Genomic DNA, 26,616 nt, shown 5'->3' with positions numbered 1-26,616 from the left:
TATGTTTCTAGGAATGCCTACATTAACACATGAAGAACAACAAAAAGCAGTAGAAAAAATTCAATCTCTTATGGCTGAGGGAATGAGCAGTGGAGAGGCTATTCAGTTGGTTGCTCAGGAATTAAGAGAAAAGCACACAACGCGTGAATCGGTTTCTATCATATTTGATGACGAGAATGAATAAAACATTTTTTTAACAAATGTCACAAATATGTTGTTAACCCTATGCTATGCTTAATGGAAACACATCCTGTTTTAAGGGATATTTTCGGGAGGTTATATGAAATTAAGCAAGTTAGCAGGTCAAACAGGGATACTTGGTGTCGCTCTTTTACTTGTTGTTTCTTTTGGAGCATCTGCGGAAAGTGTCAATAATGTTAATAAAGATGTTGTACGTTCTGCGCCTTTTGCGAGTTGCGTTAATTTAGACAACAACCAACTTGTTACTAGAGTGAAGAATGATTATCTACAGAATCGTCTTCCTCGTTGGCAAGAAGATAAAAAGGCACTGGGTCCGAAACCTGTAGCAAGTATCAATGCTAATGAAGTTATCAAGATGGATAATAACTACCAGATGGTATTGAATGTTCGTGGGGCGAGAACAGACCTTCGTTACAACGTTCAAGTTAATTGCGATGAAAATACCATCACTTATGTTTCACCTAAATAATAAATAAGTGGTATTTTTCGTTGTTAACAGATTGAAAAAAAGAGATAAACTTAAGTTTATCTCTTTTTTTGTCATTAAATTTTATCAAGAAAGTGCTATTATTTTTTCGCTTGAGGCTCATAGGGTAAACGAGAATAGTGTTGGCTTCTTGCTCGATAAAACATTAGTCTTTCTTGAAAAAAAGCATGAAGCGCTTGAGGTTGCTCTCGTAAAACTGCGTCAGCAACAACGGGCATATTATATCTTTCTTTAAAGGCAACTCCTGAAGCGGCTAAGCTTACGTTTATTTTGTCTTTTTCTTCTTGTGTTAATTCTGAAAGGTTATAACCCATCATCTTCCTCCCTATAACAATACGAATAAAGTAAAAGAGCATGCTTATTAATGCAAGTAAATAAAGATATTAGTCATTATATAATGATAAAAAACATACGCATTATTTAGATTGTTTTTTAATCAGCATCATTAAATATAACAATAAAATATAAATATTTACTAATTGTTATACTACTTTATGGGTAATTCTAATAATGAAAATGATAAAAATCACATTTATACACATAATTAAATTGATTTTAAAATAGACTAAAAAATAATTTACCTCTACAAAGAGTAAATAAATCTAATCTTTAATTTGATTTGGATCAATGAAAAAAACAGAGAATTTTGCATCAAAAATAGATAAATAATGTTAATTCATTGGGTGAGGGTGACCTATGTGTTTGTTTTATATTAATTGATAAAGTTGGTGGGTAACATATTGAAATATTGATATAAAAAAATGCCCTGTTGGGGAAACAGGGCGAAAAATAATACAACACCAGGGAAAAACATAGTATAAATAAAATTAACCAAATGGTTAATAGGTAAACTTACGTGATTCTTCATTTTTTTATTAATATGAAATAAATATTTAATACTCTTTAATTAGTATTAAAAAAAAGGAGTGCTATTAATGAATAGTAAGTGAATAAAAAAGAGAAAAATGCCAATCAATGGCATTCGTAAAAATGAGAAATAAAAAGATATATTGAAATTTAAATGTTTAGATAAGTTTATAAGGGAAATTATAAAGTATACGTTTTGTTTTACTATAATACCTTATTAATATTAAAGCACTTTATTGATTATGTAATATAAAATATTTATTGTTAATGATTATAAAAATCTTATTTATTAAATGTTAATTAGCATAATGGTTAATCTAGGTTTCAAGATATTACTTTAACGAATTGTTTTTGTTTTTCATTTTGAATTTTATTTTAGATAATAAATAAAGTTATTTTTTGATGTTTTTTTAATCTATATGTTTTTTTTCTAAAATGACTGATTAACTTAATTGTTAAAGTGTTAATTTTTCTTTTGTGAGTTAGTGAAATTAAAGAATATTTATTTATCTTAATGATATGTATGTTTTTTTTATTTTGTAATATTGTTTGTTTCAGTTAATGAGATAATTAAATTTAAATACTAACATGCAAAAAAATAAACAAAAAATATACATGTTGCATAATCTTGTGTTACATTTAATTCGCTTTTTACACAGCAACTTTGATATTACATAAAGACATACTCGGATCATTAATTGATTCAATCATACGATATTTATTCGATTTTATTTCAATAGCGATGTAAGGATAAGTTATATACGTTATTATACAGGGGGATTAATTTGACTGGGCTAATAAACTTTGCAAATAACATTTTATGGGGATATGTCCTTATCTACTTACTTCTAGGAGTCGGTATTTATTTTACTATCCGTACTGGGTTTATACAAATCCGACATTTTAGTCATATGTTCTCTATTTTAAAAAATAGCCATAAGTCAGATAAATCAGGGATCTCTTCCTTTCAGGCGTTATGTACAAGCTTAGCTGCGCGAGTAGGAACCGGAAATTTAACCGGTGTCGCTATTGCATTAACGGCAGGTGGGCCTGGTGCTATTTTTTGGATGTGGGTTGTTGCTTTAATCGGTATGGCAACATCTTTAGTTGAAAGCACATTAGCACAACTTTATAAGACAAAAGACGATGAGGGTAATTACCGTGGGGGACCTGCTTATTATATGACGAAGGGATTGAAAATGCGCTGGATGGGCGTTCTCTTCGCTATTTTCCTCATCATTGCTTTCGGTTTAGTTTTTAATGCGGTTCAAGCTAATTCGATTGCGCAAGCAACAGCATCAGCCTTTAATTTTGATCCATTTTATGTTGGCATCTTTTTAGTGGTAACTAGCGGATTTATTATTTTTGGTGGTCTACGTTGGGTTGCCCGTGTTGCAGAGTTAGTCGTTCCTATTATGGCAACTGCTTATTTATTATTAGCCTTCTGGGTTGTTGCTGATCATATTGAACGCTTACCTGATGTTTTCCTTTTAATCTTTAAAAGTGCTTTTGGCTTACAAGAAGCTGCTGCTGGTGCGATAGGTTACGGCATTAGCCAAGCAATGACTCAAGGTATTCAACGGGGCTTATTCTCTAACGAAGCAGGAATGGGATCAGCTCCTAATGCTGCCGCTTCTGCAACACCTTATCCGCCACATCCTGCATCTCAAGGTTATATTCAAATGCTTGGCGTATTTATGGATACGTTGGTTATCTGTAGCGCAACAGCAGTGATTATTTTGTCATCAGGAGTACTCGATAGTTATCCTGAAGGTATTAATGGCATTCAATTGACACAATTAGCGTTGTCATCAAGTGTTGGTGGTTGGGGAAGTACCTTTATTGCTATTGCCATTTTCTTTTTTGCTTTTACCTCTATTATTGCCAATTATGCCTATGCAGAAAGTAATATGATTTTCTTAGGGCGTAATCACACAACAGGATTATTCCTTTTACGTTCGGCAGTACTCGCCATGGTGATGTTTGGTGCTTTGGCAGATATGCCTCTTGTGTGGAAAATGGCAGATCTCTCGATGGGGTTAATGGCAATGACTAATTTAATAGCCATAATCTTACTTTCTGGTGTTGCATTAAAATTAGTCAAAGATTACAACGAGCAACGACAAGCCGGTTTATTGCCAACTTTTGATATACGCCAATATCCAGAGTTACAAGCGGATATTGAAGATGGCATATGGGAAAATAATATCATTCCTGATGAGCCTTTAGTTCGGTGTGAAAAAGTCAGCAATAACTGAAAAATATAAAAAAAGAGTCAAAACGGAAAACCCATATTTTTTAATATGGGTTTTTTGATTACAATTTAACTTTGGGAATAATCAATCAAGGATCAGAAATGAGGTCTAGTCGGTATTATATAGGATTACTTATTGTAGTAGGTCTCTTAAGTAGTTGTGCTCAACAACCTGAATTTATTGATAGAGGCAATTATATTGCTAAAGTTATCCCTAATAAGCAGGATGCTAAGGACTGTGTTAAATATCTAGTCATGCATTATACCGCGCTAGATGATGAGCGTTCATTGAAGGTTCTCACTGCTGGGAGAGTCAGTAGCCATTATCTTATTCCCACACATCCTTCAACTATTGATGGAAAACCTGTGGTTATTTCATTAGTAGATGAAAAACAAATTGCTTGGCATGCAGGTGTTAGTCAATGGGGAGAAGCGACAAGCTTAAATCATTGTTCTATTGGTATTGAGATAGTTAACCTGGGCTACCGTGATAATGGAAAATTTAGGTATTGGTATTCTTATACAGCAGATCAAATTGTGACTATTTCAAGTGTGATGAAAGATATTATTGAACGCTATGATATTGAGCCTCAAAATGTTTTGGGTCACAGTGATATTGCACCTTTAAGAAAAGTTGATCCGGGTCCTTTATTTCCTTGGGAAAGATTAGGAAACCAAGGAATAGGTGCTTGGCCTAATAAACAGTTAGTACAAACTTATTTAGCAGGTAGAGATCCTTCTGAGCCCGTTGATGTTGCAAACTTCCAAAAGCTATTACAGCAATATGGTTATCAAACACCCGCAAATGGCGTATTAGATAACAATGCACAAAAAGTCGTGAAGGCTTTCCAAATGCATTTTAGATCAGCAAAGGCCAATGGGATCCCTGATGCTCAATCAGAAGCTATTTTAATGGCTTTGATTGAGAAATACCGAACTTAAAATTTCCGTTGATGAGATGAATAGATAGCAAAAACATAGGTAATCAAAAAGAAAAAAGCGTCTCCAATATAAAAGTTGGAAGACGCTTTTTTTGTGAACTCACAATCAGTGTTACAAATTACGAGCTATAGACTAATTATTTCGCTGTATTTTCTACTGAAAGATTTTTTTCTTTAAGATTTAAGCTAACGAACAGTGAAATCACGAAAGCGATCGCACCGGGTAATACCCAACCTAAACCGTAATCTGACAGTGGGATATAACTAAATAATTGCAGTAAGTCAGCGTTTAACCATTTTAATTGTTTCAATGTATCGAAAAGGCTCATTAAAACAATAACAGCAATGGTAAAACGGTAAGTGAAGCGAGGCGCTTTTAGCTTATTACGAATAAATTGTAGTAAAACTAATGTCACTGATGTTGGATAAATCATTAATAATGCAGGAATAGTGACTCGTAATAACGTATCAAGACCGAAAGTTGATACTACAGTAGTCATTAACGTAAAGACCACAACCCAAAAGCGATAGCCTAAACGATGATGAAATGTGGCAAAGTAGTCAGCAGCAGCACTTGTTACTCCCACAAGTGTGGTCATACTTGCTAATAAAACAATCCCTCCCATCAGCCATGTACCAACAGAGCCAAACAATGCATCGACGTAACGAGAGAAAATTTGTCCACCATTCGTTGCATTCATTGCAGGATCAGCGAAAACAGAAACAGAATGGCTGGTTGCACCTAAATAGAAAAGACACAGATAAAGTGCTGCTAACAGTAAAACTGAAATGAGTCCTGCTTTTATGGTAATAAAACCAATTTGGCGTGGTTCAGTAATTCCTTTGGTATATAAAGCACGCGCAACGATACCACCAAATGCCATGGCAGAAAGCACATCCATGGTTTGGTAACCGTCTATAAAGCCAGAGAAGAAACCATTAACAGCATAAAGACCTGTTGGCTCCCCAATAGGAGAAATAGGTTTAGCCACAACGGCAATACCGACAACAACCAGCAAGACTAACAGTGCTGGAGTCATAAACTTACCAATAGCGCTGATCATCGTGCCTTGTTTTAGCATGAAAAACATGCTTGTAATATTGAAAACAAGCGCGAAAGTCAGGTGTGTTGCGGTATTTTTCTCAATAAGACCTAACGGCAGGAAGCCCATTTCATAGGCGGTGTTAGTCACACGAGGCATCGCGAAAGTAGAACCTACGATAAGATATAGTGCAACCCAGAAAATGACAGCAACCCATGAAGGTAAATCAACAGAAAGACGTTCACCACGCCCACGAATAGCGACAATAACTAAAGTGAGGAAAGGCAATAGAACACCCGTAACTAAAAAACCTAAGGATGTGCTAAACCAGAGATTTCCTGATTGAAAACCCGCCATTGGGGGGAAAATAATATTACCAGCGCCAAGGAAGAGTGCAAAAACCATCATTCCAAGAACGAGCATGTCTTTTGTAGAAAGCATAACTAAAACTACCTGTCTGTGAAGAAAATATATTAATGATTTATATTTGTTATTCTACTCTGAGCCTATTTAATAGCTGAATATGTTGTAAAAATGCAGTTTGAATAACGAAAAGTGAATTGATAGTAACAAATTCTGAAGGATATGTAAGAAGAAAGGCAGATTTAACGCTCATTTAACAGTAATTATAGAATAATAAAAGGCTATGTTTTTGGTCAAAAAGCAGTGTGATCCTCTGCTAAGGATCACAAATGCTATATAATTTTGTAGACATTCACGATAAAACACAAAAAAGATCGTGTTTAAATAAATTTATTGATAGCGACTGCAACACCGTGCTCTTCATTAGAAAGTGTGACGAATTTGGCGACTTTTTTTACTTCATCAGGGGCATTCCCCATTGCAACACCTAAAGCTGCATATTTCAGCATTGCTAAATCATTACCTTGATCACCGATACACATAATTTTTTCTGGAGTAATTTTTAAATGTTCAGCGACTTTTTGAACCGCACTTCCTTTATTGACATTGGTATTTAGTACTTCAATAAAATAAGGGGCACTACGTAATATGCTGTATTGTTCGTAAATATTGGCAGGTAAATATTGAATGGCGTTATCTAAAACGGCAGGAGCATCAACAATCATAAATTTACTAAAATACATATCAGATTGCATTTCATTAAGTGGACGGTAGTAAAGAGGTGTCCAAGATAAGAAGGCTTCTTGGCAAGTGAAATGGCTAATATGACGATTAGTTGTATAAATTTTATTATCACTAATGACGTGAAAATGAACGCCTATCTCACGAGCAAGATTTTCAAAATAGAGGTAGTCTTCAAAATTGAGTAAATCTTGAATAATGACTTCACCATTATCTGCTTGATGAATTTGGCTCCCATTATTGCTAATGCAGTAACAATCAGAAGTATCAAGACCGAGTATCTTTAAATAAGGGGAGATGCCATTAAAAGAGCGCCCCGAAGCTAGCACAATCTTAACACCAGCTTCTTTTGCTCGTTGAACCGCATTTTGTACTTCGGGCGTGATTTCGTGTTGTTTGTTGAGTAAGGTTCCATCTAAATCAATAGCGATAAGCTTAATACTCATTAGCATCCCCATATTAAATAAAAGCAATCATGATAAAGGAAGGGCGAAGCGGTCTATCATCACATAGCTTGAGTATTATTTATGTGACATTAAAGGCTATCTGTATAATGTCACATAAATAGAAGGGTTAATCACAACAAGGTGATTGTAAATGTAAGGGTTGTTTGGTTTCTAATACGATCTCTTGATTTTGCCGAAAGTCGAAAGGCGTAATGCCATACTCTTTACGGAACATGTAAGTAAAGTGAGACTGCGAACCAAAGCCAAAATCGAGGGCGATATCAAAGATAGAACGTTCACTTGTACGTAATAAATGGATAGCGCCAGCCAATCTACGTTGACGAATATACTTTCCTAAAGAGGTGCCTGTGACTTCTTTAAAGATTTTCTGCATGTGCCAAAGAGAATACCCAGAATAAGCCGCCAACTCTTCAAGATGGATAACACGGCCTAAATGCTCCTCAATCCATTTACTTAGCGCGCAAACTAATGCGAGATGATTATCTTGTGGCATTACAGTTCCATTCTATCAATGAAGTTAAGGTAAAAATCAAAATTAACTCCCTAATCTTATACAAAAAGTGGCAGACAGAGAAATCCATATTAATGGATAGCTATTTCTTATCGTTGGCAAAATGTGTAATAAAAATAAAAAGTGTTCATTTTGCCAACAATTTATAGAAAAATAGTGCAAATTATCTCAACTTTGTCGAGGAAGCGTTTATCTTTCATAATGAAAGTTATGCTAAATTCATTCATAGAGATAATTGATTGCGAATTTTATAACAACAACTCTCTGTGTTGTTATCGTATTTAAGCGAATGCTTATAATGTTATTAATCATACTAACAAAATGTATTTAAAGGATTTTAAATTGAACGCAAAGAAAATAATTATTAGTTTAATTATTGCATTAGCCATTAGCTTTGGTCTCTATCTTATGGCTTTAGACAACTTTTGCGATCGCGGAGAAGACTTTCAGCAAGGTCTTTGTCGGTTTACCACATTATTCCCCTCCAAACATAGTTAAAAAATCGCTTTTCTTATTATTTTTCGCCTAGCATAAAATGTATTTGTTATTCAAGTCAGATTAGTGTTTTAATGGGGGCTTGAAATAAACAAAATCGTAAATATTAGTTTACACGTTAAGTTGATAAAATAATAAAAGAAGAGGATGTATGGCGAGAGAGTCGCAACAGACAGAACTTAAGCGCGGTCTGAAAAATCGACATATCCAGCTTATTGCGCTGGGTGGTGCTGTCGGCGCTGGTCTGTTTCTTGGTATAGCGCAAACCATTAATATGACTGGCCCATCAGTAATACTAGGATATGCTATTGGTGGTTTTATTGCGTTTATGATCATGCGCCAATTAGGCGAAATGGTTGCCGAAGAACCAGTTGCGGGTTCGTTTAGTCACTTTGCCAATAAATATTGGAGCCCTTTTGCTGGCTTCTTATCTGGTTGGAATTACTGGGTGATGTTTATCCTTGTTGGTATGGCAGAATTAACTGCAGCAGGAAAATACATTAACTATTGGTTACCTGATATCCCTGTTTGGGTTTCCGTTGCTATCTTCTTTGTGGCAATCAACTTAATCAATTTGATTAACGTTAAAATGTATGGTGAAACCGAGTTTTGGTTTGCCATTATTAAAGTATTAGCAATTGTTGGTATGATTTTATTCGGGAGCTACTTGCTGGCAAGTGGTAATGGTGGGCCTCAAGCTTCTGTAAGTAATTTATGGGAATTAGGTTTCTTTCCTCATGGTTTTACGGGCTTTATGTCGGCATTAGCAATTGTCATGTTCTCTTTTGGTGGACTTGAGCTAGTGGGGATCACAGCAGCTGAAGCTGAAAATCCAAAAGTAAGCATCCCGAAAGCGACTAACCAAGTTGTTTATCGTATTTTAATTTTCTATATCGGTTCATTGTTGGTGCTACTGTCGCTTTATCCTTGGACTCAAGTAGTGAAAGGTGAAAGCCCATTTGTACTGATTTTCCATAATTTGGATAATTTCTTAATCGCAAATATTTTAAATGCTGTGGTATTAACAGCTGCATTATCTGTTTATAACAGCGGTGTTTATTCTAATAGTCGTATGCTTTATGGTTTGGCAAAACAAGGTAATGCGCCACATGCACTTTCTCGCATTAATAAACGCGGTGTGCCAGTTGTGTCATTACTCTTGTCTGCAATTGCGACTTCATTGGGTATTTTAGTTAACTACTTATTACCTGATCAGGCGTTAGAGTTATTAATGGCATTGGTTGTTACTACGTTAGTGCTTAACTGGATTATGATTTGTTTGGCGAATTTAAAATTCAGAGCAGCAAAAATGAAAGAGGGTGTAGAGCCTTTCTTTAAAGCACTTTGGTATCCTTATGGTAACTATATTTGTCTTGCTTTTTTATGCATGATTTTAGTGATTATCTTATTTATGCCACAAGTGAATATTTCGGTGATCCTAATGCCATTCTGGATTGCGTTCTTGTGGGTTGGATTTAAGATTTCTCGTATGAAGAAAACGCCTGATAATGCTCAAGCAAGTCAAGATATTTAAGTTACTACAGATTGATTGAGTTACTTTATTGAACAAAAAACGCATCTCAATGATGCGTTTTTTTATGCTCTATATTTTTATTGTTTACACTTATTCTGATAGGCAAATATAAGAAGTTACTGCCAACGTAACCAAGCAAATAACACGTTACCATTATTATAAGTACCAGGTACATACGTTGCTTGTAGTGAAAGGTGCCCATAACCAACAGATACTAACGGCAAAGGCAGTGGCATAGGAATATAGTTATATTCATGGCGAGCAGTAATACTCAGTGTAAATCCTGCGCCCATTCGGAAACCGTCTTTATCACCGGGATACCACATTTTCTCAAAACCATAGCCCATAATAGGTTGTACACGGTTATTTGAGTCCATAAATGCCATTGCATAAAGAGAATGCCAATCACCATCACTGTCATAACGATATTTCCCCATACCAAAACCCCAAGGGGTTTCGTTATAGCGATCCGTTTTTTCTTTATCGTAAGTAAAACGGTTATGCCAAGTCCAAACAGGTAAATAGTAGTTATATTGGTCGTTATCCCAAGTTTGATTGATATTACGTTTGAATTTCCCCCAATAACTCTCTTCGTTATTAGATTGAGATACATTATTGGTAGTTTGATGATTTTCTGTAGTAATAATCTGATGTGGGATTGAATTATTTTCAGAAGCGGAAGCAGTTGTTGTTAACGCAAGCGAAAACAACGTGGTTGCTAATACGCTAGGGTGAAAATAGGTTGAAAACATAATATAACTCCGAGTACGGCATTGCTATGATTCTGGTGATGACAAATAAACGTTACTAATAGTGTTATTTAATCGACAAGTATTTAAGATAAGAGGTATCTGAAACTTTACTTCTTAACTAAAATCTTAAGGGATAAGAATCGGTTATAAAGAAAATAAACAAGTTTGTTGTATTTATGAATGTGTTTGCTTGAGGCATTCAATATTGTTATCTTTTAATGGTAACGTATTGTTTTTAATTTAAAATTAAGTTTTTATTAGATTGCTAATAAATAGCTGATAAATAAGGTTAAAGAGAAATAATTTTAGGTTGGTTATTTTCAACAGCAAAATCCCATAAAATAGCTATTTTTATGACTTAATGAAAATATTGAGATAAATTTAATATCAATAACATTAGGTTATAAAAAGAGATTAATTTCCAGCGGATAATAGAGTAACGAATAAGAAGAGTTAAATAAAAAAAGAAAAAAACAGAGGTTGGTTTATAAAACGTTTAGGTTGTGTAGTTTTTTTTAGTGGGATGTCGTTTTTTATGCAGATTATCCTAAAGCAAAAACGTATGAGTAAACATCATTCACACGTTTTCAGGAAATATATTGTTTATTATTGAGATAATTTTTCTTGGCTAATAACAAGGAGTCGGTGAGTATGAGTATCACGATCCTTACCCCAGCAGAAAGCGTCCCAGTTTTCATAAAGATCATCAGTATCTTTCACTACTGTTAGAAGGCGGTTTTCTTCTGTTCCATCTGAAATATAAACATTAAGGTGAGCAGTAAAAGCCCAATCAATCATTGTTTCCCAAAAACGCTTACCTGCACCTGTCTGTTCTTCATCAGAAACAACAATGCTGTATTTTTTAAGTAAATAACTAAAGAAGTATCTAGGGAGATATCTTGTCGCAATATCATGTTCTTCAGAAACAGTTCGCCACACTTTAACTTGGGTACATGTTGTTTTACTAAATATGATGTCTTCGCGAAAAAGGAGCTCTACAAGATAAACTGTTTCAGGCGCATTGGTGGTTGAAATTAAACGATATTGATTTCGTTTTAAAGATTTAACAAAACGATAGCCATCGGGGATACTATATTTTGGTAATACAAAGTCTTCAACACCTTTTTCAAGGAATTCTTTTGTATGATCAATATTTCTAGAGTGGATTTTCAATTTTACATTAAAGTCTGCATCAGGAATAAGATAAGGCATTGATTGTCCATTATTCTGTTGCGATGGTTCATTTTTCATTTAGCCCCTCCGCATAGTGTGATTGTCCAGAAATGCATTATAAATACCTCATCTAGCAGACAATATATCGATTGTCGTTAAAAAGAACAAAATAATTTATTTTATTCTTCTTATTTAAAGATAGCTAAAATATATTCATTAAATTAATGTTTTGTACAATATAGGCTATTGGTTTTGTGTTTATTATATACAATCTTCTCTGATTTATCTTACTGAATAACAAATCTCAACAATAGAGAATTTATAAATCGAGATTAGCTATCAAGCTAGCATCTTTATCTTGAGCATGCGATACTCCTTATCGCCTGAATTTACAGGCTTTGGCTCGGGGTGCCTTATGGCTGAGATGAACCCGTATAACCTGATCTGGATAATGCCAGCGTAGGGAAGTCAAGGTAACTCTGCTGATTAACAGAGCCCGACTTTTCTGTAACTGGTGAAAGGAGGAGTTAATCAGTGAGAATCAATGCATTGTCTATCGCAGGCACCGATCCTAGTGGTGGTGCAGGTATTCAGGCTGATCTGAAAACATTTTCCGCACTGGGTGTCTATGGCACAACAGTAATGACAGCACTTGTTGCTCAAAATACCTGTGGTGTCCGTAGTGTCTATGATTTATCCCCCGATTTTGTTGCTGCTCAATTAGATGCGGTCTTATCTGATGTTCGCATTGATAGTGCCAAAATTGGCATGCTCTCTAATGCTTCGATTATTGATGTGGTTTGCGAGAAACTTCAACAATATGCCATTCCTTTTGTTGTGCTTGATACGGTTATGATTGCAAAAAGTGGCGATCCTCTATTACAGCCTGATGCGGTTAATAAAATGATCCGTCAGCTTTTACCGTTGGTAGATTTGATCACTCCTAATTTACCCGAAGCAGCTGCACTGCTAGGTTGTGAAGTCGCTCAAGATGAAATAACGATGAAGCAACAAGGTTATGCATTGCTAAAGCAAGGATGCAAAGCCGTGTTAATGAAAGGAGGGCATTTAATAGAAGATGAAAGCCCTGATTGGTTATTTACTCAAGATGGCGAGTGGCGATTTACCTCAAAACGCGTTAATACGAAAAATACCCACGGTACAGGATGCACGCTTTCAGCCGCTTTAGCCGCTATTCGTCCTCAAGTCTCTAATTGGCAAACTTGTGTTGAGCAAGCAAAAGCCTATTTACAACAAGCGCTAGAACATGCGGATAGTTTAGAGGTTGGGCAAGGTTTTGGCCCAGTACACCATTTTCATCGCTGGTGGTGATACTAAAAGCCCCTCAATAAAAGGGGCTTTATCGTCAAATCTATCAGTTAAGCAATTAAGCAATAGTGACAGATTTATCCAAATAAACATCTTGTACTGCATTAATCAGGGCAACGCCATCTTTCATTGATTTTTTGAACGCTTTACGACCTAAGATCAATCCCATACCACCAGCACGTTTATTAATAACAGCGGTGCGGACCGCATCTTCAAGGTCATTATTACCAGAAGCTCCACCAGAGTTAATTAATCCTGCGCGCCCCATATAGCAGTTTGCTAATTGGTAGCGAACTAAATCAATTGGGTTTTCAGTCGTGAGTTTCGTGTAAACGCGCTCATCAGTATGACCAAAACCAATTGCTTTAAAGCCACCGTTATTTTCAGCCATTTTTTGTTTAACGATATCAGCACCAATAGTTGCTGCTAAATGGTTTGCCTGACCCGTTAAATCTGCACTTGCATGGTAATCTACGCCATCTTTTTTGAACGCTGGGTTGCGTAAATAAGCCCATAACACAGTGACCATACCCAATTCATGAGCACGTTCAAAGGCCATTGAAATTTCTTCAATTTGGCGACGGCTTTCTTGTGAACCAAAGTAAATAGTCGCACCCACTGCAACAGCACCCATTTCAAAGGCTTGCTCTACGCTGGCATACAGTGTTTGGTCATATTGCGCTGGGTAGCTTAGGGTTTCGTTGTGGTTTAATTTCACAAGAAAAGGAATTTTGTGTGCATAGCGACGAGAAACAGAAGCAAGAACACCATAAGTAGAGGCAACACAGTTACAACCTGCTTCAATCGCCAACTCAACAATATTTTTTGGATCAAAATAGAGAGGGTTTGCTGCGAAAGAGGCCGCTGCTGAGTGCTCAACACCTTGGTCAACAGGTAGAATAGACAGATAACCCGTTCCCGCTAAACGCCCGTGATTAAACAGGGTTTGCATTGAACGTAACACGCTATTAGGGCGATTATTATCAATCATTACACGATCAACAAAGTCAGAACCTGGCAGGTAGAGATTTTCGCTTGGGATGGTTTGGCAACGATGGTCTAATAATGATTTTGCATCAGCACCTAACAAACTTACTATATCAGTCATTACATACTCCAGTTCATGATGAGATGAGAGTGATTGTCATTTATCTACATTAAGATAACAAGTCACATTGAGGCGGTAACCGGCAGTGGATCGCTTCAGGTAACACAATAAATTCAAATTTATTCCCTAAAAGGGGTTCTCCATCTAAATTAAACACCATTTCATGAGAAGCACTAATGTTTACCCAGCGACTTTCTCGCTCAATTATCTTGTCATTTTTCTTGCTATCAAACATGCTGTTTAAAATAGAGGGGAGAAGTTCGTGAGCTTCAACAATGGTGATATTGAGTTTATTGTCATTAATTAAGGCTTCAGAGCATAATTTTTGTCCGCCACCAGCTTGGCGGCCATTACCGATAGCTAGAATAAGAGACTCGCCTTCCCAATGGAAATTTTCAGCTTCAATAGTGCAATAATCAGCTTTTAAAGAGTCGATACTTAAAAGACCATTAATAAAATAGGCAGCTCCACCTAATGCTGATTTTAATGCTTCAGGCGTCTCGGTTGTAATTTTGGTTCCAAAACCGCCTGATGCCATATTAATAAAATAGTGCGTCTTGTTCACTGAGATAACATCAATGGGAACAGCTCGACCTTTAACCGCTAAATTAAGTGCATTTTCCATATCACGAGGGATTTGTGCGCTGGTGGCAAAATCATTTGCTGTGCCTAATGGAATAATGCCCAGTGTTGGTAAAGATGAGGGTGAAAGATGAATTAATTCAGAAACAACGCTATTAATCGTTCCATCTCCTCCTGCTGCAATCACCGTTTCTGCTTGTATATCTATAGCTTCTTGTACAAAACGGCGTATATCACTGGATTCCCAAGTTACTCTTACTTGGAGGTTAAAACCTTCGTTACGTAATTGGTAAACTGCTTTTCTCAATGCGCTGTTGTTAGCGCTTTTTCCATTAATGATCAGCAAACTAATTTTACTCATTGATGAATCCCTTTAATTGAATCACTCTTTTAAAGGTAATGGATATCGAGAAAATTACTATTTTTTTTACAAATGATAACGAAAAAGGGAATGTGTTTACGTAAAGGAGAGTTGATAACGGAGATGAAAAAAGAAAAGGCAAATCCAAGGGAGATTGGATTTGCCAAGGAGGTGGTTCCTAGTCTTACTGTATTCATTCTAGTTCTTTATTTTTCGGAACTGATGATACGGTAAACAAATCATTATTGATGTGATCTGTATTTGAAATTGACCACATTAAATCAGATTATGACGCTTTACTTCACTTCTACAGCATCAATCTTATGCGGCTGACGTGTTGTTGTACCTTGTAGATTGCGGATCAGTAGCGCGAAATCTAAGTCAACATCTTCAGGAACAGATAAATAAACCATGTGACCATTACCTGGTGCAACATCAGTTGGTTGTTGTTTTTTGTTAAACAGTGATCCTAACGTGAACTGAATATTCCCAGTTGGTGTCATTAATTCTAGGCTATCACCTAAAACAAATTTATTTTTAACATCAACTTCGGCTAAACCGTTTACGCGTTTGCCGGTGAATTCACCGACAAATTGTTGGGTATCAGAGACAGAATAACCATATTCATAAGTTTGGTACGCATCATGGGTATGACGGCGTAAGAAACCTTCTGTATAACCACGATGTGCTAAGCCTTCTAATGTCGTTAGCAACGTTGGATCGAATGGTTTGCCTGCAACAGCATCATCAATTGCACGACGATACATTTGTGCTGTACGGGCACAGTAATAGAAGGATTTAGTACGGCCTTCTATTTTCAGAGAGTGCACACCCATTTGAGTTAATTGCTCTACGTGTTCAATTGCACGTAAGTCTTTAGAGTTCATGATATAAGTACCGTGCTCATCTTCGAACGCAGTCATATATTCACCAGGACGTTTGGCTTCTTCAATTAAGTAAACTTTATCTGTTGGCGCGCCAACACCTAAAGTAGGCTCAACGTTTTTAACTGGGATTGGCGTGTATTTTTCAACGATATTACCCACATCGTCTTCTTTGCCTTCTTCGACTTTATATTCCCAACGGCAAGCGTTAGTACAAGTACCTTGGTTCGGATCACGTTTATTGATATAACCAGATAGCAGGCAACGGCCTGAGTAAGCCATACATAATGCACCATGAACGAAAACTTCTAATTCCATATCAGGAACTTGCTTACGAATTTCAGCAATTTCATCAATAGAGAGCTCACGAGACAGGATCACACGCGTTAATCCCATTTGACGCCAGAATTTTACGGTTGCCCAGTTAACAGCATTGGCTTGTACTGAAAGGTGAATATCCATTTCAGGGAACGCTTCACGTACCATCATGATCAAACCCGGGTCAGACATAATCAGCGCATCAGGACCCATATCAATGACGGGTTTTAAGTCACGGATAAAGGTTTTTAATTTAGCATTATGGGGTGCGATATTAACCACAACATAGAAGCGTTTACCTAATTCATGGGCTTCTTGAATACCTTTGGCAAGGTTTTCGTGGTTAAATTCATTATTACGCACACGTAAGCTATAACGTGGCTGACCTGCATAAACGGCGTCTGCGCCATAAGCAAATGCATAGCGCATATTTTTTAATGAGCCAGCAGGAGAGAGCAATTCGGGTGTAAACATGGTTAATTTCCTGGTTCTGATTTCAAGTCAGTCCCCCACACATTGGGTAGGGGTATATCATAAAGGGGAGGATTCTAGCGCTTAAGTGTAGCGAGGTTCAATGTATTCCTGAAAAAATATCATCGAAATCGATAAGCTTGTGTCTCCCAACGATACCCTTGGCCATAAATTGAGCGAATAAATTCAATTTGATCGTTAAGTTGCTCAAGTTTACGTCTTAAGTTTTTAATATGGCTATCAATGGTTCTGTCCGTCACAATGCGGTAATCATCATAAAGATGATCCATTAGCTGATCACGAGTTAATATTTTTCCGGGTTGTGTCGCTAATGCTTTGAGTAGACGGAATTCAGCTGTGGTTAAGTCGAGAATTTTATTGTTATATTGGATTTGATAAGCCTGCTCATCAATGATAACTAACTTATCGCTTTGAACAATATCTTGTGGTCGATAAAAACGGCGTAATAAGGTTTTGACTCTGGCTACGACTTCTCTTGGGCTGTAGGGCTTGCAAATATAATCATCGGCACCAATCTCAAGCCCAAGCAATCTATCTACTTCCTCTGTTTTGGCTGTGACCATAATGATGGGAATATCGGAAAACTGACGTAACTCTTTACAGATCGTAATGCCATCTTTAACGGGCAACATCAGATCTAATAATATTAAATCGTAATGTTGTTGTTTTACACAATGGCTAACTTCAGCACCATCTGCTAGCCAGTGAGTTTGATATCCTGAAGCTTGAAGATAATCAATAAGTAATTGAGCAAGCTTGGGTTCATCTTCAACTATAAGGATTGAATAGGGTGATTCGGCAGCAGTCATTATTGGCTCAGTGGTTATAGGCTTAAAGATCATCAGAATATGCAGGTAATTCTATAAGAATTTTCATGCCTCCTAAAGATGAAGGCATAGCACTTATTTTACCATTATGAGCTTCAACGATATTTTCGCAAATCGCAAGACCTAATCCAGAACCGCCACTGGCACGATTTCGTGAGCTTTCTGCACGATAAAAGCGTTGGAAAACGGCTTGATACTGTGATTTATCCAATCCAGGCGCGCTATCTTCTAAGGTTATCAAGACACAGTTATTCTCTTTTTTTGTCTTGATATGTAATTGTCCACCAGCATAGGTATAGCGCACACTATTTTCTAATAGATTATGAAAAAGCTGAATAAGCCGGTCAGGATCGGCTTGTACAATTAATGGAGAGACATCATCTAATTCAGTGTATAAGGCAATATCTTTGGTGTGATATGTGTGGCGATAAGAAGCAACGGCTAATAAAATCACCTCATTAATATCAATAAAATCTTTACGATAAGTGAGTGAGCCTCTATCGGATAATGAAAGTTGGTGGAGATCATTCACCAGTTTTGTCAGGTTTGTCACTTCGAATAAAAGGGAGTTTAATGTCTCGGACGTGGGCTTTCTTACGCCATCTTGTAACGCCTCTAATTCCCCTTTTAAAATAGCGAGGGGTGTACGTAACTCATGTGAAATATCAGCCATATAATCACGGCGAATTTGCTCATTTTTCTCTAGCGTACTAGCGAGTTGGTTAAAGTCTGTGGCGAGCTGGCTGATTTCATCTTTACTACTGGGTGTTACACGAACAGCAAAATCACCAGCGGCTAATTTATGTGTGGCTTCGACCAGTCGTTTAACGGGGCGTATCATATTGCGAGAAAGGATCAGCGTAATAAGTAAAGCTAAAAGAACGGTTAAACCTGCAATTATCCAACTGGTACGCAGTTGTTGTTTATCAAAACTGATATCCGCTTCACTACTAATCTTATCAGCGGCACTGACAATCACCCAACCTACAATTTCATCATGAGAAGTAATTGGTTTTTTGAATGTTTCTTCAGGAAATTGATTATCATGACCAAATAAGCGCTTCATGTTTTTATCAACAATCCAAAACTGTGTGCGCCAGCCTTTTGGAGGCGGGCCTTCACTGCTTTGGCTTATTTGGTCAATACTGCGTAATATTTGATAAAGAGAACGATCATCTCTATTGAGAAAACGCCAGTCACCGGTTAAAGCATATTGATCTGTTAAGGCTTCAGCTAAAAGAGTTGCACGCTGTTCACTGTTTTTCTTGATATAGCCAATAAACCCTTGTTGAAAGCTACCTCGAATACCAATATGCATGGCAAGAACTACAACCATACAGGTAGCGAAAATCACCAAGAACAGCTTGCTTCTCAGTTTCATGCTTTAGCCTCTTTCTTGCTGAAACGGCGTTGTTGCCAACGTTCACGCAACCCATCAAAAAATAGATAAATAACAGGGGTGGTATAAAGGGTTAAGAGTTGGCTCATTAATAATCCACCTACGATTGTTATCCCTAAAGGTTGTCTTAATTCTGCACCATCTCCACTTCCTAACATCAATGGCAATGCGCCAAATAATGCGGCAAGGGTTGTCATAATAATCGGGCGAAAACGCAATAAGCTCGCCTGAATAATGGCTTCTTTGGCTGACAATTTACCCTCTCGTTGGGCGGTGATCGCAAAATCCACCATAATAATGGCATTTTTCTTCACAATACCAATGAGTAACATAATGCCAATAAGCGCAATCAAGCTAAAAGGTGTATCAAAAAGCTGTAATGCTAATAACGCACCGACACCGGCGGAAGGAAGGGTGGATAAAATGGTGAGTGGATGAATATAGCTTTCATACAGTACACCTAATACCAAGTACACAGTCACAATAGCCGCTAAGATAAGAATAAGCTGTGACTTAATGGTTTCTTGGAAGATTTGTGCCGTACCTGCAAAGGTGCCCCTTACGGTATTGGGTACGCCCAACTCGGTCATTGTGCGTTCAATAGAATTAATTGCATCAGCTAATGTATAACCTTCAGGAATATTAAAAGCAATCGTTGAGGCAGCTGATAGTCCTTGATGATTGACGCTCAATGGCGCATTGGCAGGATACCAACTTGCAAACGCAGAGAGCGGAATGCGCTCACCTTGGTTATTCACTACATACATTTTATCTAACGCAGAAACATCTTGTGTATATTGTTCAGACACTTCCATGACGACTTTGTACTGATTGAGAGGGGCATAGATAGTGGAGATCTGACGTTGACCAAAGGCATTATTAAGTAAGTTATTCGCATCACTGACATTAATACCTAATTGTGACATGGTATCACGATCGTAAGTCAGTGCCATTTCAGCACCTTTATCTTCTTTATCTGAGTTAACATCCACAAGCTGAGGCAGTTCGCCTAATGCTTTACGTACAATGGGTTCCCATTTACGTAATTCGCTTAAATCATCAGCGAGTAAAGTAAATTGATAACTGGCATTAGCCTGACGCCCACCCGCTCTAACATCTTGCACAGGCATTAAAAAGAGGTTAGCGCCAGGTTCATCAGCGAGTTTGGCACGTAAACGATTGATCACTTGGTTGGCACTATCAGTACGCTCTGACAGTGGATTGAGGGAAATAAACATAAACCCACTGTTAATACGACCCCCTCCCGTAAAGCCCGTTACGCTATCTACGTCTTTATCTGCATTTATTTCTTGCATAAAACGAGTCATTTTTTCTTTCATTGATTGGAATGAAATACTTTGGTCAGCACGGACAAATCCCATTAATCGGCCAGTGTCTTGGTCGGGGAAAAATGTTTTAGGTGCGCTGATATACAGGTAAGCATTTAGGCCTAAAGTCGCAAGAAAAATCGCCATAACCCAGCGTCGATGGTGCAGTGCTCCTTGTAATGTGACACTGTAACCTTGTTGAGCGCGAAAAAGTAATTTACCAAATCCTCGCAAATGCGATTGCGCTTTGGGTTTGACTCCTTTTAATAAATGCGCACACATCATGGGGGTTAGTGTTAACGAAACAAATAAAGAAATAGCGATAGCTGTGGTTAACGTAATAGCAAATTCTTTAAATAATCGTCCAACAAGGCCATCCATTAATAGCAGAGGGATGAAAACCGCCACGAGAGAAATACTCATTGAAAGCACGGTAAAGCCGACTTCTCCAACCCCTTTTAAAGCAGCTTCTTTAGGTTTTAAACCATTCTCAATGTGGCGAGAGATATTTTCGAGTACCACAATGGCATCATCAACCACAAAACCGGTAGCAACGGTTAATGCCATCAATGAAAGATTATTTAAACTAAAGCCACAAAGATACATGGCTGAAAACGTACCAATTAATGAAACGGGTACAGCAACGGCAGGAATAAGCGTAGCACGGCCTGAACGTAAAAATAAAAATACGACTAGAATTACGAGAGCAACAGCAATGGCTAACGCACGTTCAACTTCTGCTAATGATGCGCGGATAGTGGGGGTTCTATCTTGGGCAACTTTTAAATCGACATTGGCTGGGATAAGTTCACGTAATTCAGGAAGTTCATCACGAATACGGTTAACCGTTTCAATAATATTGGCCCCCGCTTCACGGCGAATAACCAGTAAAATAGCAGGTTCGCCGCCACTCATCCCTGCTGCACGTGAGTTTTGTACCGAATCAGTAACTTGCGCAACATCGCCTAAACGCACAACAGCTTCTTGATTGTAATGCACGATGATTGGGCGATATTCAGCCGCTTTGCTTAACTCGTCATTGGTTTGAATTTGCCAACGATTTTCATCATTATTGACAAAACCTTGAGGGCGTCGCACATTCGCTTGGTTAATTGCTTTTCTCACATCATCAAGGCTAACATTTTGGTTAAATAGCGCATCAGGATTGAGAGCAACACGTATTGCGGGTAATGATCCTCCACCAACAGAAACTTCACTTACTCCTTCAATTTGTGAGATTTTTTGTGCAAGGCGGGTTGATGCCAGATCGTAAAGCTCTCCTGTATTTTGTGTGTCAGAGGTCAACGTTAAGATCATGATCGGTGCATCAGAAGGATTTGATTTATAATAACGTGGGCGACTTGGCATTCCAGAAGGTAATAAGCTTTGTGACGCATTTAGCGCCGCTTGCACATCACGAGCAGCAGTATTGATATCTTTATTTAAGTCAAATACCAACGTAATGCTGGTACTACCAAGCGAGCTACTAGAGGTCATCTCATCAATACCCGCAATTCGCCCTAAAGAGCGTTCAAGCGGTGTAGCAACAGAAGATGCCATAGTTTCAGGCGAAGCCCCAGGTAATGAGGCATAGATATTAATAACGGGGTAATCAACCTGAGGCAAAGGCGCAACAGGAAGCAACATAAAGCCTAATGCACCACAAAGAGAAATCGCTAAACTAAGTAATGTGGTTGCTACGGGTCGTTGAATAAAGAGGGCGAAGAACTTCATGATACAGCCCCGTCATTATTCTCAATATGTTTATTGCGGTTTACATAGAGTGATAATTTATCAAACAGTAGATAAATCACTGGCGTAGTAAACAGAGTTAAGATCTGGCTCATAATTAAGCCTCCGACCATACAAACCCCTAATGGCTGGCGTAATTCTGCCCCCACACCAGTACTTAACATTAAAGGTAAAGCCCCGAGAAGTGCCGCCATTGTTGTCATTAATATTGGACGAAAACGTAATAAACACGCTTGATAAATAGCCTCGTAAGGGGTTAAACCTTGTTCTCGTTCTGCTGCAAGGGCAAAGTCTATCATCATGATCGCGTTTTTCTTTACGATCCCAATAAGTAAAATGATCCCAATAATAGCAATAATATCAAGCTCATTACCCGCGGCCATTAATGCGAGCAATGCGCCGACACCCGCGGTCGGTAGTGTAGATAAAATAGTAATAGGGTGAATGAAACTCTCATATAACACACCGAGTACAATATACATTGCCACAATAGCCGCGATAATCAGCCATAAAGTGCTTGAAAGTGCACTTTCAAAGGCAAGTGTTGCACCTTGGAATTGAGTAGTGATATCTCTTGGCATCGAGATTTGCTCTTCCGCCAATTTTACCGCTTTGACAGCTTCTTCAAGAGACGATTTTTCGGCAACATTAAATGAGAATGTTGCTGAAGGGAATTGTTCTTGATGATTAATCGAAAGTGGCGCTAGGCGTTGTTCTACGGATGCAATAGATAATAAAGGCACCATAGCGCCATCTTTGCCAGTTAAATGTACAGCTGAGAGCGCCTGTAAGCCATCACCGCTGCGAATATCTTGTTCTAATACAACACGGTACTGATTTGCTTGAGTGTAGATAGTTGAAATTAAACGCTGACCAAAAGCATTATAAAGTGCGTTATCAATCTCATTCATTGTAATACCTAAGCGACTTGCAGAATCTCTGTCCACTTTGATATACGCCATCATACCACCGTCTTGCCAATCACTGCTGATGTCGGTTAGTTCTGGGCTGTTTTTTAATGATTGAGAAAGCTTTGGTACCCAATACGCCAATTCATCTAATGATGTTGCTTGCAACGTAAATTGATATTGAGTACGAGAAACTTGCGTGTCAATTGTTAGATCTTGTGTGGGTTGCAAATAGAGCGTTATGCCTGAAATAGAGGCTATGCGTTCTTGTAGACGAGGAATTATTGTATCAATACGCGAGTCGCGTTGATCAAGGGGTTTTAATGTGATTTGTAATCGGCCCGTATTGAGTGTTGCATTACTGCCATCGATGCCGACAAAACTAGCAATATTATCAACCGCAGGATCATCAATGAGTTTATCAACCACTTGCTGCTGTTTCTCAACCATCGATTGATAAGAAATAGATTGTGAGGTTTCAATGGTGCCTTGTAATAATCCATTATCTTGTAATGGAAAAAAACCTTTAGGAATAAACATATACAGCAAAACAGTCAACACCAAAGTGCTGAGTGCAACACCTAAGGTTATCCATTGATGGTTTAACACACGTTTTAACCACACGGCATAAACGGCAATCATTTTTTCAAAGAAGCGTTCACATGCTATTTCAAAACGATTGTGTTTGATTTCATTTTCAGGCTTTAGCAGTCGCGCGCACATCATTGGCGTTAATGTCAGCGAAACCACCGCAGAGATTAGAATGGCGACAGCAAGGGTAATTGCAAACTCTCGAAATAGACGACCAACAATATCTCCCATAAATAACAGGGGGATCAGTACGGCAATCAGCGAGAAAGTTAGTGAAATAATGGTAAAGCCAATCTCGCCGGCTCCTTTTAAAGCGGCTGTTAACGGTTTATCACCACGCTCAAGGTAGCGGGAGATATTTTCAATCACAACAATGGCGTCATCGACAACAAAGCCAGTCGCAATCGTTAATGCCATTAAGGTGAGATTATTGACAGAAAAACCGCAGAAATACATCACTGCGAATGTACCTACCAATGAAAGTGGTACGGCAATACTTGGAATTAAGGTTGCGACACCATTACGTAAAAAGAGATAAATCACCATCACTACAAGTGCGATAGCTAAGCCAAGCTCAAATTGTACATCTTTAACTGATGCGCGGATCGTTGTGGTTCTGTCGGTTAAGATCTCAACATTCACTGATTTAGGTAAATTAGAGACTAAATCTGGTAATAAATTACGAATATTATCAGTGGTATCAATAACGTTAACGCCGGGCTGACGTTGAACATTTATAATAATTGCCTGTTCGTTATTTGCCCATGCACCTAACTGGTTATTTTCAGGTGCTTGCTCGATAGTTGCGATATCAGATAAACGAATAGGCGCATCATTTTTATAGGCAACGATGAGTTGGCGATAATCTTCTAATGATTTCATTTGGTCATTAGCCGATAACGTTACAGAACGAGTAGGGCCATCAAGGCTTCCTTTCGCTGAGTTAACGTTCGCATTATTGATTGCTACACGAATTTTTTCGCTATCTAAACCGTAGGACGCTGCGGCTTGTGCATTGAGTTTGACTCTAACTGCGGGGCGCTGACCACCAGCTAATGCCACTAAACCTACACCATTAACTTGTGAAATTTTTTGCGAAATACGGGTTTCAACCATATCTTGCAACTGTGTCATCGGTAATGTTGAGCTCGTCACCGCTAAAGTTAAAATAGGCGGATCAGCTGGGTTTACTTTGCTGTAAATCGGAGGGTAAGGCAAATCGGAGGGTAGTAGATTTGTCGCTGCATTTATCGCAGCTTGTACCTCTTGTTCTGCAACATCTAATGGTAAGGTTAATTGGAACATCAGAGTGATCACTGAAGCGCCACCAGAGCTTTGTGATGACATCTGTTTTAACCCAGACATTTGCCCAAATTGGCGTTCAAGTGGCGCAGTGACGGCTGATGTCATCACATCAGGGCTTGCTCCAGGATAGAGAGTAACGACCTGAATTGTTGGGTAATCAACTTCAGGTAAGGCAGACACCGGCAACATACGATAACCAACGATACCAGCTAACAATATGGCCACCATAAAAAGAGTTGTTGCAACTGGGCGCAGAATAAATAAGCGAGATGGCCCCCCACCTGTGCCGTGTGTTTTTTCGGTCATTACGCTTTCTCCGCAACTACACGGTTATTTTCTTTATTTTTAGGTACTGTAGGTGTCACGATTTCGACTTTTGCATCTTGTGTTAATCTATCCACACCATCCGTTACAACACGCTGATCTGCTGATAAACCAGAAGCTATCACAACTTTTTCTGCATTTTGTAAGGCGACTTCCACGCGTAATTTACTAACTTTATTTTCGTTATCCACAACCCAAACAAAGTGACCTTCATTACCCATTTGCAGAGCCGCATTCGGAATAACAACCGCTTTTTCTAATGTGGTGATATAAAGACGGACATTGACGAATTGATTAGGAAATAATGTCGTCTCTTGTTGCGGGAAACGTGCTTTTAATTTAATGGTGCCAGTTGTGGCATCAATTTGGTTATCAACACTAAATAATTTTCCTTGAGCTAATTCAAATTGGTTATTTCTGTCTAATGCGGTGACAGGTAAATCAGCACTATTCTTACGTGCTTGAATAACTTTTGCTAAATCTTGTTCTGGCAATGTAAAAAGCACATCAACAGGGTCCATTTGATTGATAACCACAATCGGCGTTGATGAGCCACCTGAAATATAGTTACCCACATCAACTTGTTTTAATCCCACACGACCTGAAATCGGTGCCGTAATTTTACTGTAAGTTAATTGTAGCTGTGCATTACTGATTGTAGCCTCATCAATACGGATACTTGCTTCTGACTGTTTCACTAAAGCTTGCTGATTATCCAACTCTTGTTGTGAGACTAAATTCGTTTTTGCCAACTTCTGATAACGTGCTAAATCAAGACGTGCATTAGCTAATGTGGCTTGATCCTTTGCAAGTTGTCCTTTGGCTTGGGCTAATTGCACTTCAAATGGGCGAGAGTCAATTTCTGCTAATAAATCACCTTTTTGAACCTGCTGCCCTTCCGTGAAATGTAAAGCCATTAATTGACCTTCAACGCGACTCGTTACGGTTACGCTATTGGTTGCTTTCACTGTACCTAAAGCTGATAAAAATTGAGGCACATCTTCTTGTATTGATGTTGCGACCTGAACAGGCGGCATAGGAGGTCGGCGAGATCCAGTTGTACTTCGACTTTGTGAGCTTGTTGCTTGAGTTCCTTTATTTTCAGGTGTAGCTGTTTTTGCTGCATTAAATTGCCAATAGGCGTAAGCACCTGCGACTACGACGATTAAAGCGATAATAAGAGAAACTCTTTTTTTAGCATTTTTATTTTTATTCATTACTTTTGTGATCCCACTGGCAACTAGCTAATCAGAAATACTGAAATGAAATTTTGGAATAG

Annotated in this window: 21 protein-coding genes and 1 riboswitch; of the genes, 7 read left to right on the top strand and 14 right to left on the bottom strand. The window is 38.0% G+C overall.

Annotation, left to right across the window (positions count from 1 at the left end):
• Position 1 precedes the first annotated feature (1 nt).
• Entirely contained in the window at positions 2-184 is a 183-nt protein-coding gene (locus GTH24_RS11800; RefSeq protein WP_072068479.1) for a YoaH family protein, read from the top strand.
• Between the two features lie 96 nt (positions 185-280).
• A complete protein-coding gene (gene yebF, locus GTH24_RS11795) occupies positions 281-670 on the top strand; it encodes a protein YebF (RefSeq protein ID WP_072068478.1) in 390 nt (129 codons plus the stop codon).
• A gap of 98 nt (positions 671-768) precedes the next feature.
• Here the strand turns inward: yebF and GTH24_RS11790 are convergent, their stop codons facing one another.
• Complete coding sequence (locus GTH24_RS11790; RefSeq protein ID WP_072068477.1) at positions 769-1,002, bottom strand: DNA polymerase III subunit theta; 234 nt, start codon at positions 1,000-1,002, stop codon at positions 769-771.
• Positions 1,003-2,340: 1,338 nt separating this feature from the next.
• On the opposite strand from GTH24_RS11790, the gene GTH24_RS11785 reads away from it, so the two are divergent.
• A complete protein-coding gene (locus GTH24_RS11785) occupies positions 2,341-3,813 on the top strand; it encodes an alanine/glycine:cation symporter family protein (RefSeq protein WP_164526451.1) in 1,473 nt (490 codons plus the stop codon).
• A gap of 98 nt (positions 3,814-3,911) precedes the next feature.
• Positions 3,912-4,751, top strand: coding sequence for an N-acetylmuramoyl-L-alanine amidase (locus GTH24_RS11780; RefSeq protein ID WP_072068453.1), 840 nt, complete (start codon positions 3,912-3,914; stop codon positions 4,749-4,751).
• A gap of 136 nt (positions 4,752-4,887) precedes the next feature.
• Here the strand turns inward: GTH24_RS11780 and brnQ are convergent, their stop codons facing one another.
• The 3 genes from brnQ to GTH24_RS11765 all read right to left on the bottom strand — a co-directional run bounded on the left by brnQ (position 4,888) and on the right by GTH24_RS11765 (position 7,857).
• Positions 4,888-6,234, bottom strand: a complete 1,347-nt coding sequence (gene brnQ, locus GTH24_RS11775; RefSeq protein WP_072068452.1) for a branched-chain amino acid transport system II carrier protein — start codon at positions 6,232-6,234, stop codon at positions 4,888-4,890.
• Between the two features lie 302 nt (positions 6,235-6,536).
• Positions 6,537-7,343: a sugar-phosphatase gene (gene yidA, locus GTH24_RS11770; protein WP_072068451.1), complete on the bottom strand. Its 807-nt coding sequence runs from the start codon at positions 7,341-7,343 to the stop codon at positions 6,537-6,539.
• 127 nt (positions 7,344-7,470) lie between these two features.
• Positions 7,471-7,857 (bottom strand): helix-turn-helix domain-containing protein, encoded by a 387-nt coding sequence (locus tag GTH24_RS11765; RefSeq protein WP_006533085.1) that lies wholly within the window; start codon positions 7,855-7,857, stop codon positions 7,471-7,473.
• Positions 7,858-8,196: 339 nt separating this feature from the next.
• On the opposite strand from GTH24_RS11765, the gene mgrB reads away from it, so the two are divergent.
• A complete protein-coding gene (mgrB, locus tag GTH24_RS22375) occupies positions 8,197-8,373 on the top strand; it encodes a PhoP/PhoQ regulator MgrB (RefSeq protein ID WP_164526450.1) in 177 nt (58 codons plus the stop codon).
• 148 nt (positions 8,374-8,521) lie between these two features.
• Complete coding sequence (locus GTH24_RS11755; RefSeq protein WP_072068450.1) at positions 8,522-9,904, top strand: amino acid permease; 1,383 nt, start codon at positions 8,522-8,524, stop codon at positions 9,902-9,904.
• Between the two features lie 116 nt (positions 9,905-10,020).
• Here GTH24_RS11755 and pagP read toward each other — a convergent pair whose 3' ends face one another.
• Together pagP and GTH24_RS11745 are read right to left on the bottom strand one after the other, a co-directional pair.
• Positions 10,021-10,656 (bottom strand): lipid IV(A) palmitoyltransferase PagP, encoded by a 636-nt coding sequence (gene pagP / locus GTH24_RS11750; RefSeq protein WP_072068449.1) that lies wholly within the window; start codon positions 10,654-10,656, stop codon positions 10,021-10,023.
• A gap of 606 nt (positions 10,657-11,262) precedes the next feature.
• Positions 11,263-11,907 (bottom strand): hypothetical protein, encoded by a 645-nt coding sequence (locus GTH24_RS11745; RefSeq protein ID WP_072068448.1) that lies wholly within the window; start codon positions 11,905-11,907, stop codon positions 11,263-11,265.
• 316 nt (positions 11,908-12,223) lie between these two features.
• Positions 12,224-12,312: riboswitch (TPP riboswitch) on the top strand.
• Positions 12,313-12,363: 51 nt separating this feature from the next.
• Between GTH24_RS11745 and thiD the strand changes: the two genes are divergently transcribed.
• The gene (thiD, locus tag GTH24_RS11740; protein ID WP_072068447.1) at positions 12,364-13,161 is read left to right on the top strand and encodes a bifunctional hydroxymethylpyrimidine kinase/phosphomethylpyrimidine kinase; all 798 of its coding nucleotides are present in this window, start codon (positions 12,364-12,366) and stop codon (positions 13,159-13,161) included.
• A 55-nt stretch (positions 13,162-13,216) separates the two neighbouring features.
• Here thiD and fbaB read toward each other — a convergent pair whose 3' ends face one another.
• The 8 genes from fbaB to GTH24_RS11700 form a co-directional block, all read right to left on the bottom strand.
• Positions 13,217-14,266 carry a class I fructose-bisphosphate aldolase gene (gene fbaB, locus GTH24_RS11735; protein ID WP_109407737.1) on the bottom strand — a complete coding sequence of 350 codons (1,050 nt, stop codon included), beginning with the start codon at positions 14,264-14,266 and terminating at the stop codon, positions 13,217-13,219.
• A 49-nt stretch (positions 14,267-14,315) separates the two neighbouring features.
• Positions 14,316-15,209, bottom strand: coding sequence for a lipid kinase YegS (gene yegS / locus GTH24_RS11730; protein WP_072068446.1), 894 nt, complete (start codon positions 15,207-15,209; stop codon positions 14,316-14,318).
• 296 nt (positions 15,210-15,505) lie between these two features.
• On the bottom strand, positions 15,506-16,885 hold the full coding sequence (gene yegQ, locus GTH24_RS11725) for a tRNA 5-hydroxyuridine modification protein YegQ (protein ID WP_072068445.1): 1,380 nt from the start codon (positions 16,883-16,885) through the stop codon (positions 15,506-15,508).
• Between the two features lie 119 nt (positions 16,886-17,004).
• Positions 17,005-17,712 carry a two-component system response regulator BaeR gene (gene baeR / locus GTH24_RS11720; RefSeq protein WP_072068476.1) on the bottom strand — a complete coding sequence of 236 codons (708 nt, stop codon included), beginning with the start codon at positions 17,710-17,712 and terminating at the stop codon, positions 17,005-17,007.
• 22 nt (positions 17,713-17,734) lie between these two features.
• The gene (gene baeS, locus GTH24_RS11715; protein ID WP_072068444.1) at positions 17,735-19,111 is read right to left on the bottom strand and encodes a two-component system sensor histidine kinase BaeS; all 1,377 of its coding nucleotides are present in this window, start codon (positions 19,109-19,111) and stop codon (positions 17,735-17,737) included.
• Complete coding sequence (gene mdtC / locus GTH24_RS11710; RefSeq protein WP_072068443.1) at positions 19,108-22,191, bottom strand: multidrug efflux RND transporter permease subunit MdtC; 3,084 nt, start codon at positions 22,189-22,191, stop codon at positions 19,108-19,110. The genes baeS and mdtC overlap by 4 nt, the downstream gene beginning before the upstream one ends.
• Complete coding sequence (locus GTH24_RS11705) at positions 22,188-25,319, bottom strand: MdtB/MuxB family multidrug efflux RND transporter permease subunit (RefSeq protein WP_164526449.1); 3,132 nt, start codon at positions 25,317-25,319, stop codon at positions 22,188-22,190. Before GTH24_RS11705 ends, mdtC begins: the two co-directional genes overlap by 4 nt.
• Positions 25,319-26,554, bottom strand: a complete 1,236-nt coding sequence (locus GTH24_RS11700) for an MdtA/MuxA family multidrug efflux RND transporter periplasmic adaptor subunit (RefSeq protein WP_164526448.1) — start codon at positions 26,552-26,554, stop codon at positions 25,319-25,321. Before GTH24_RS11700 ends, GTH24_RS11705 begins: the two co-directional genes overlap by 1 nt.
• Between the last annotated feature and the right edge of the window lie 62 nt (positions 26,555-26,616).

The sequence above is a fragment of the Proteus vulgaris genome, assembly GCF_011045815.1.
GTDB lineage: Bacteria > Pseudomonadota > Gammaproteobacteria > Enterobacterales > Enterobacteriaceae > Proteus > Proteus vulgaris_B.
Note: the sequence above shows the minus strand (reverse complement) of the source record. Positions and strands in the feature narration are given on the sequence as shown.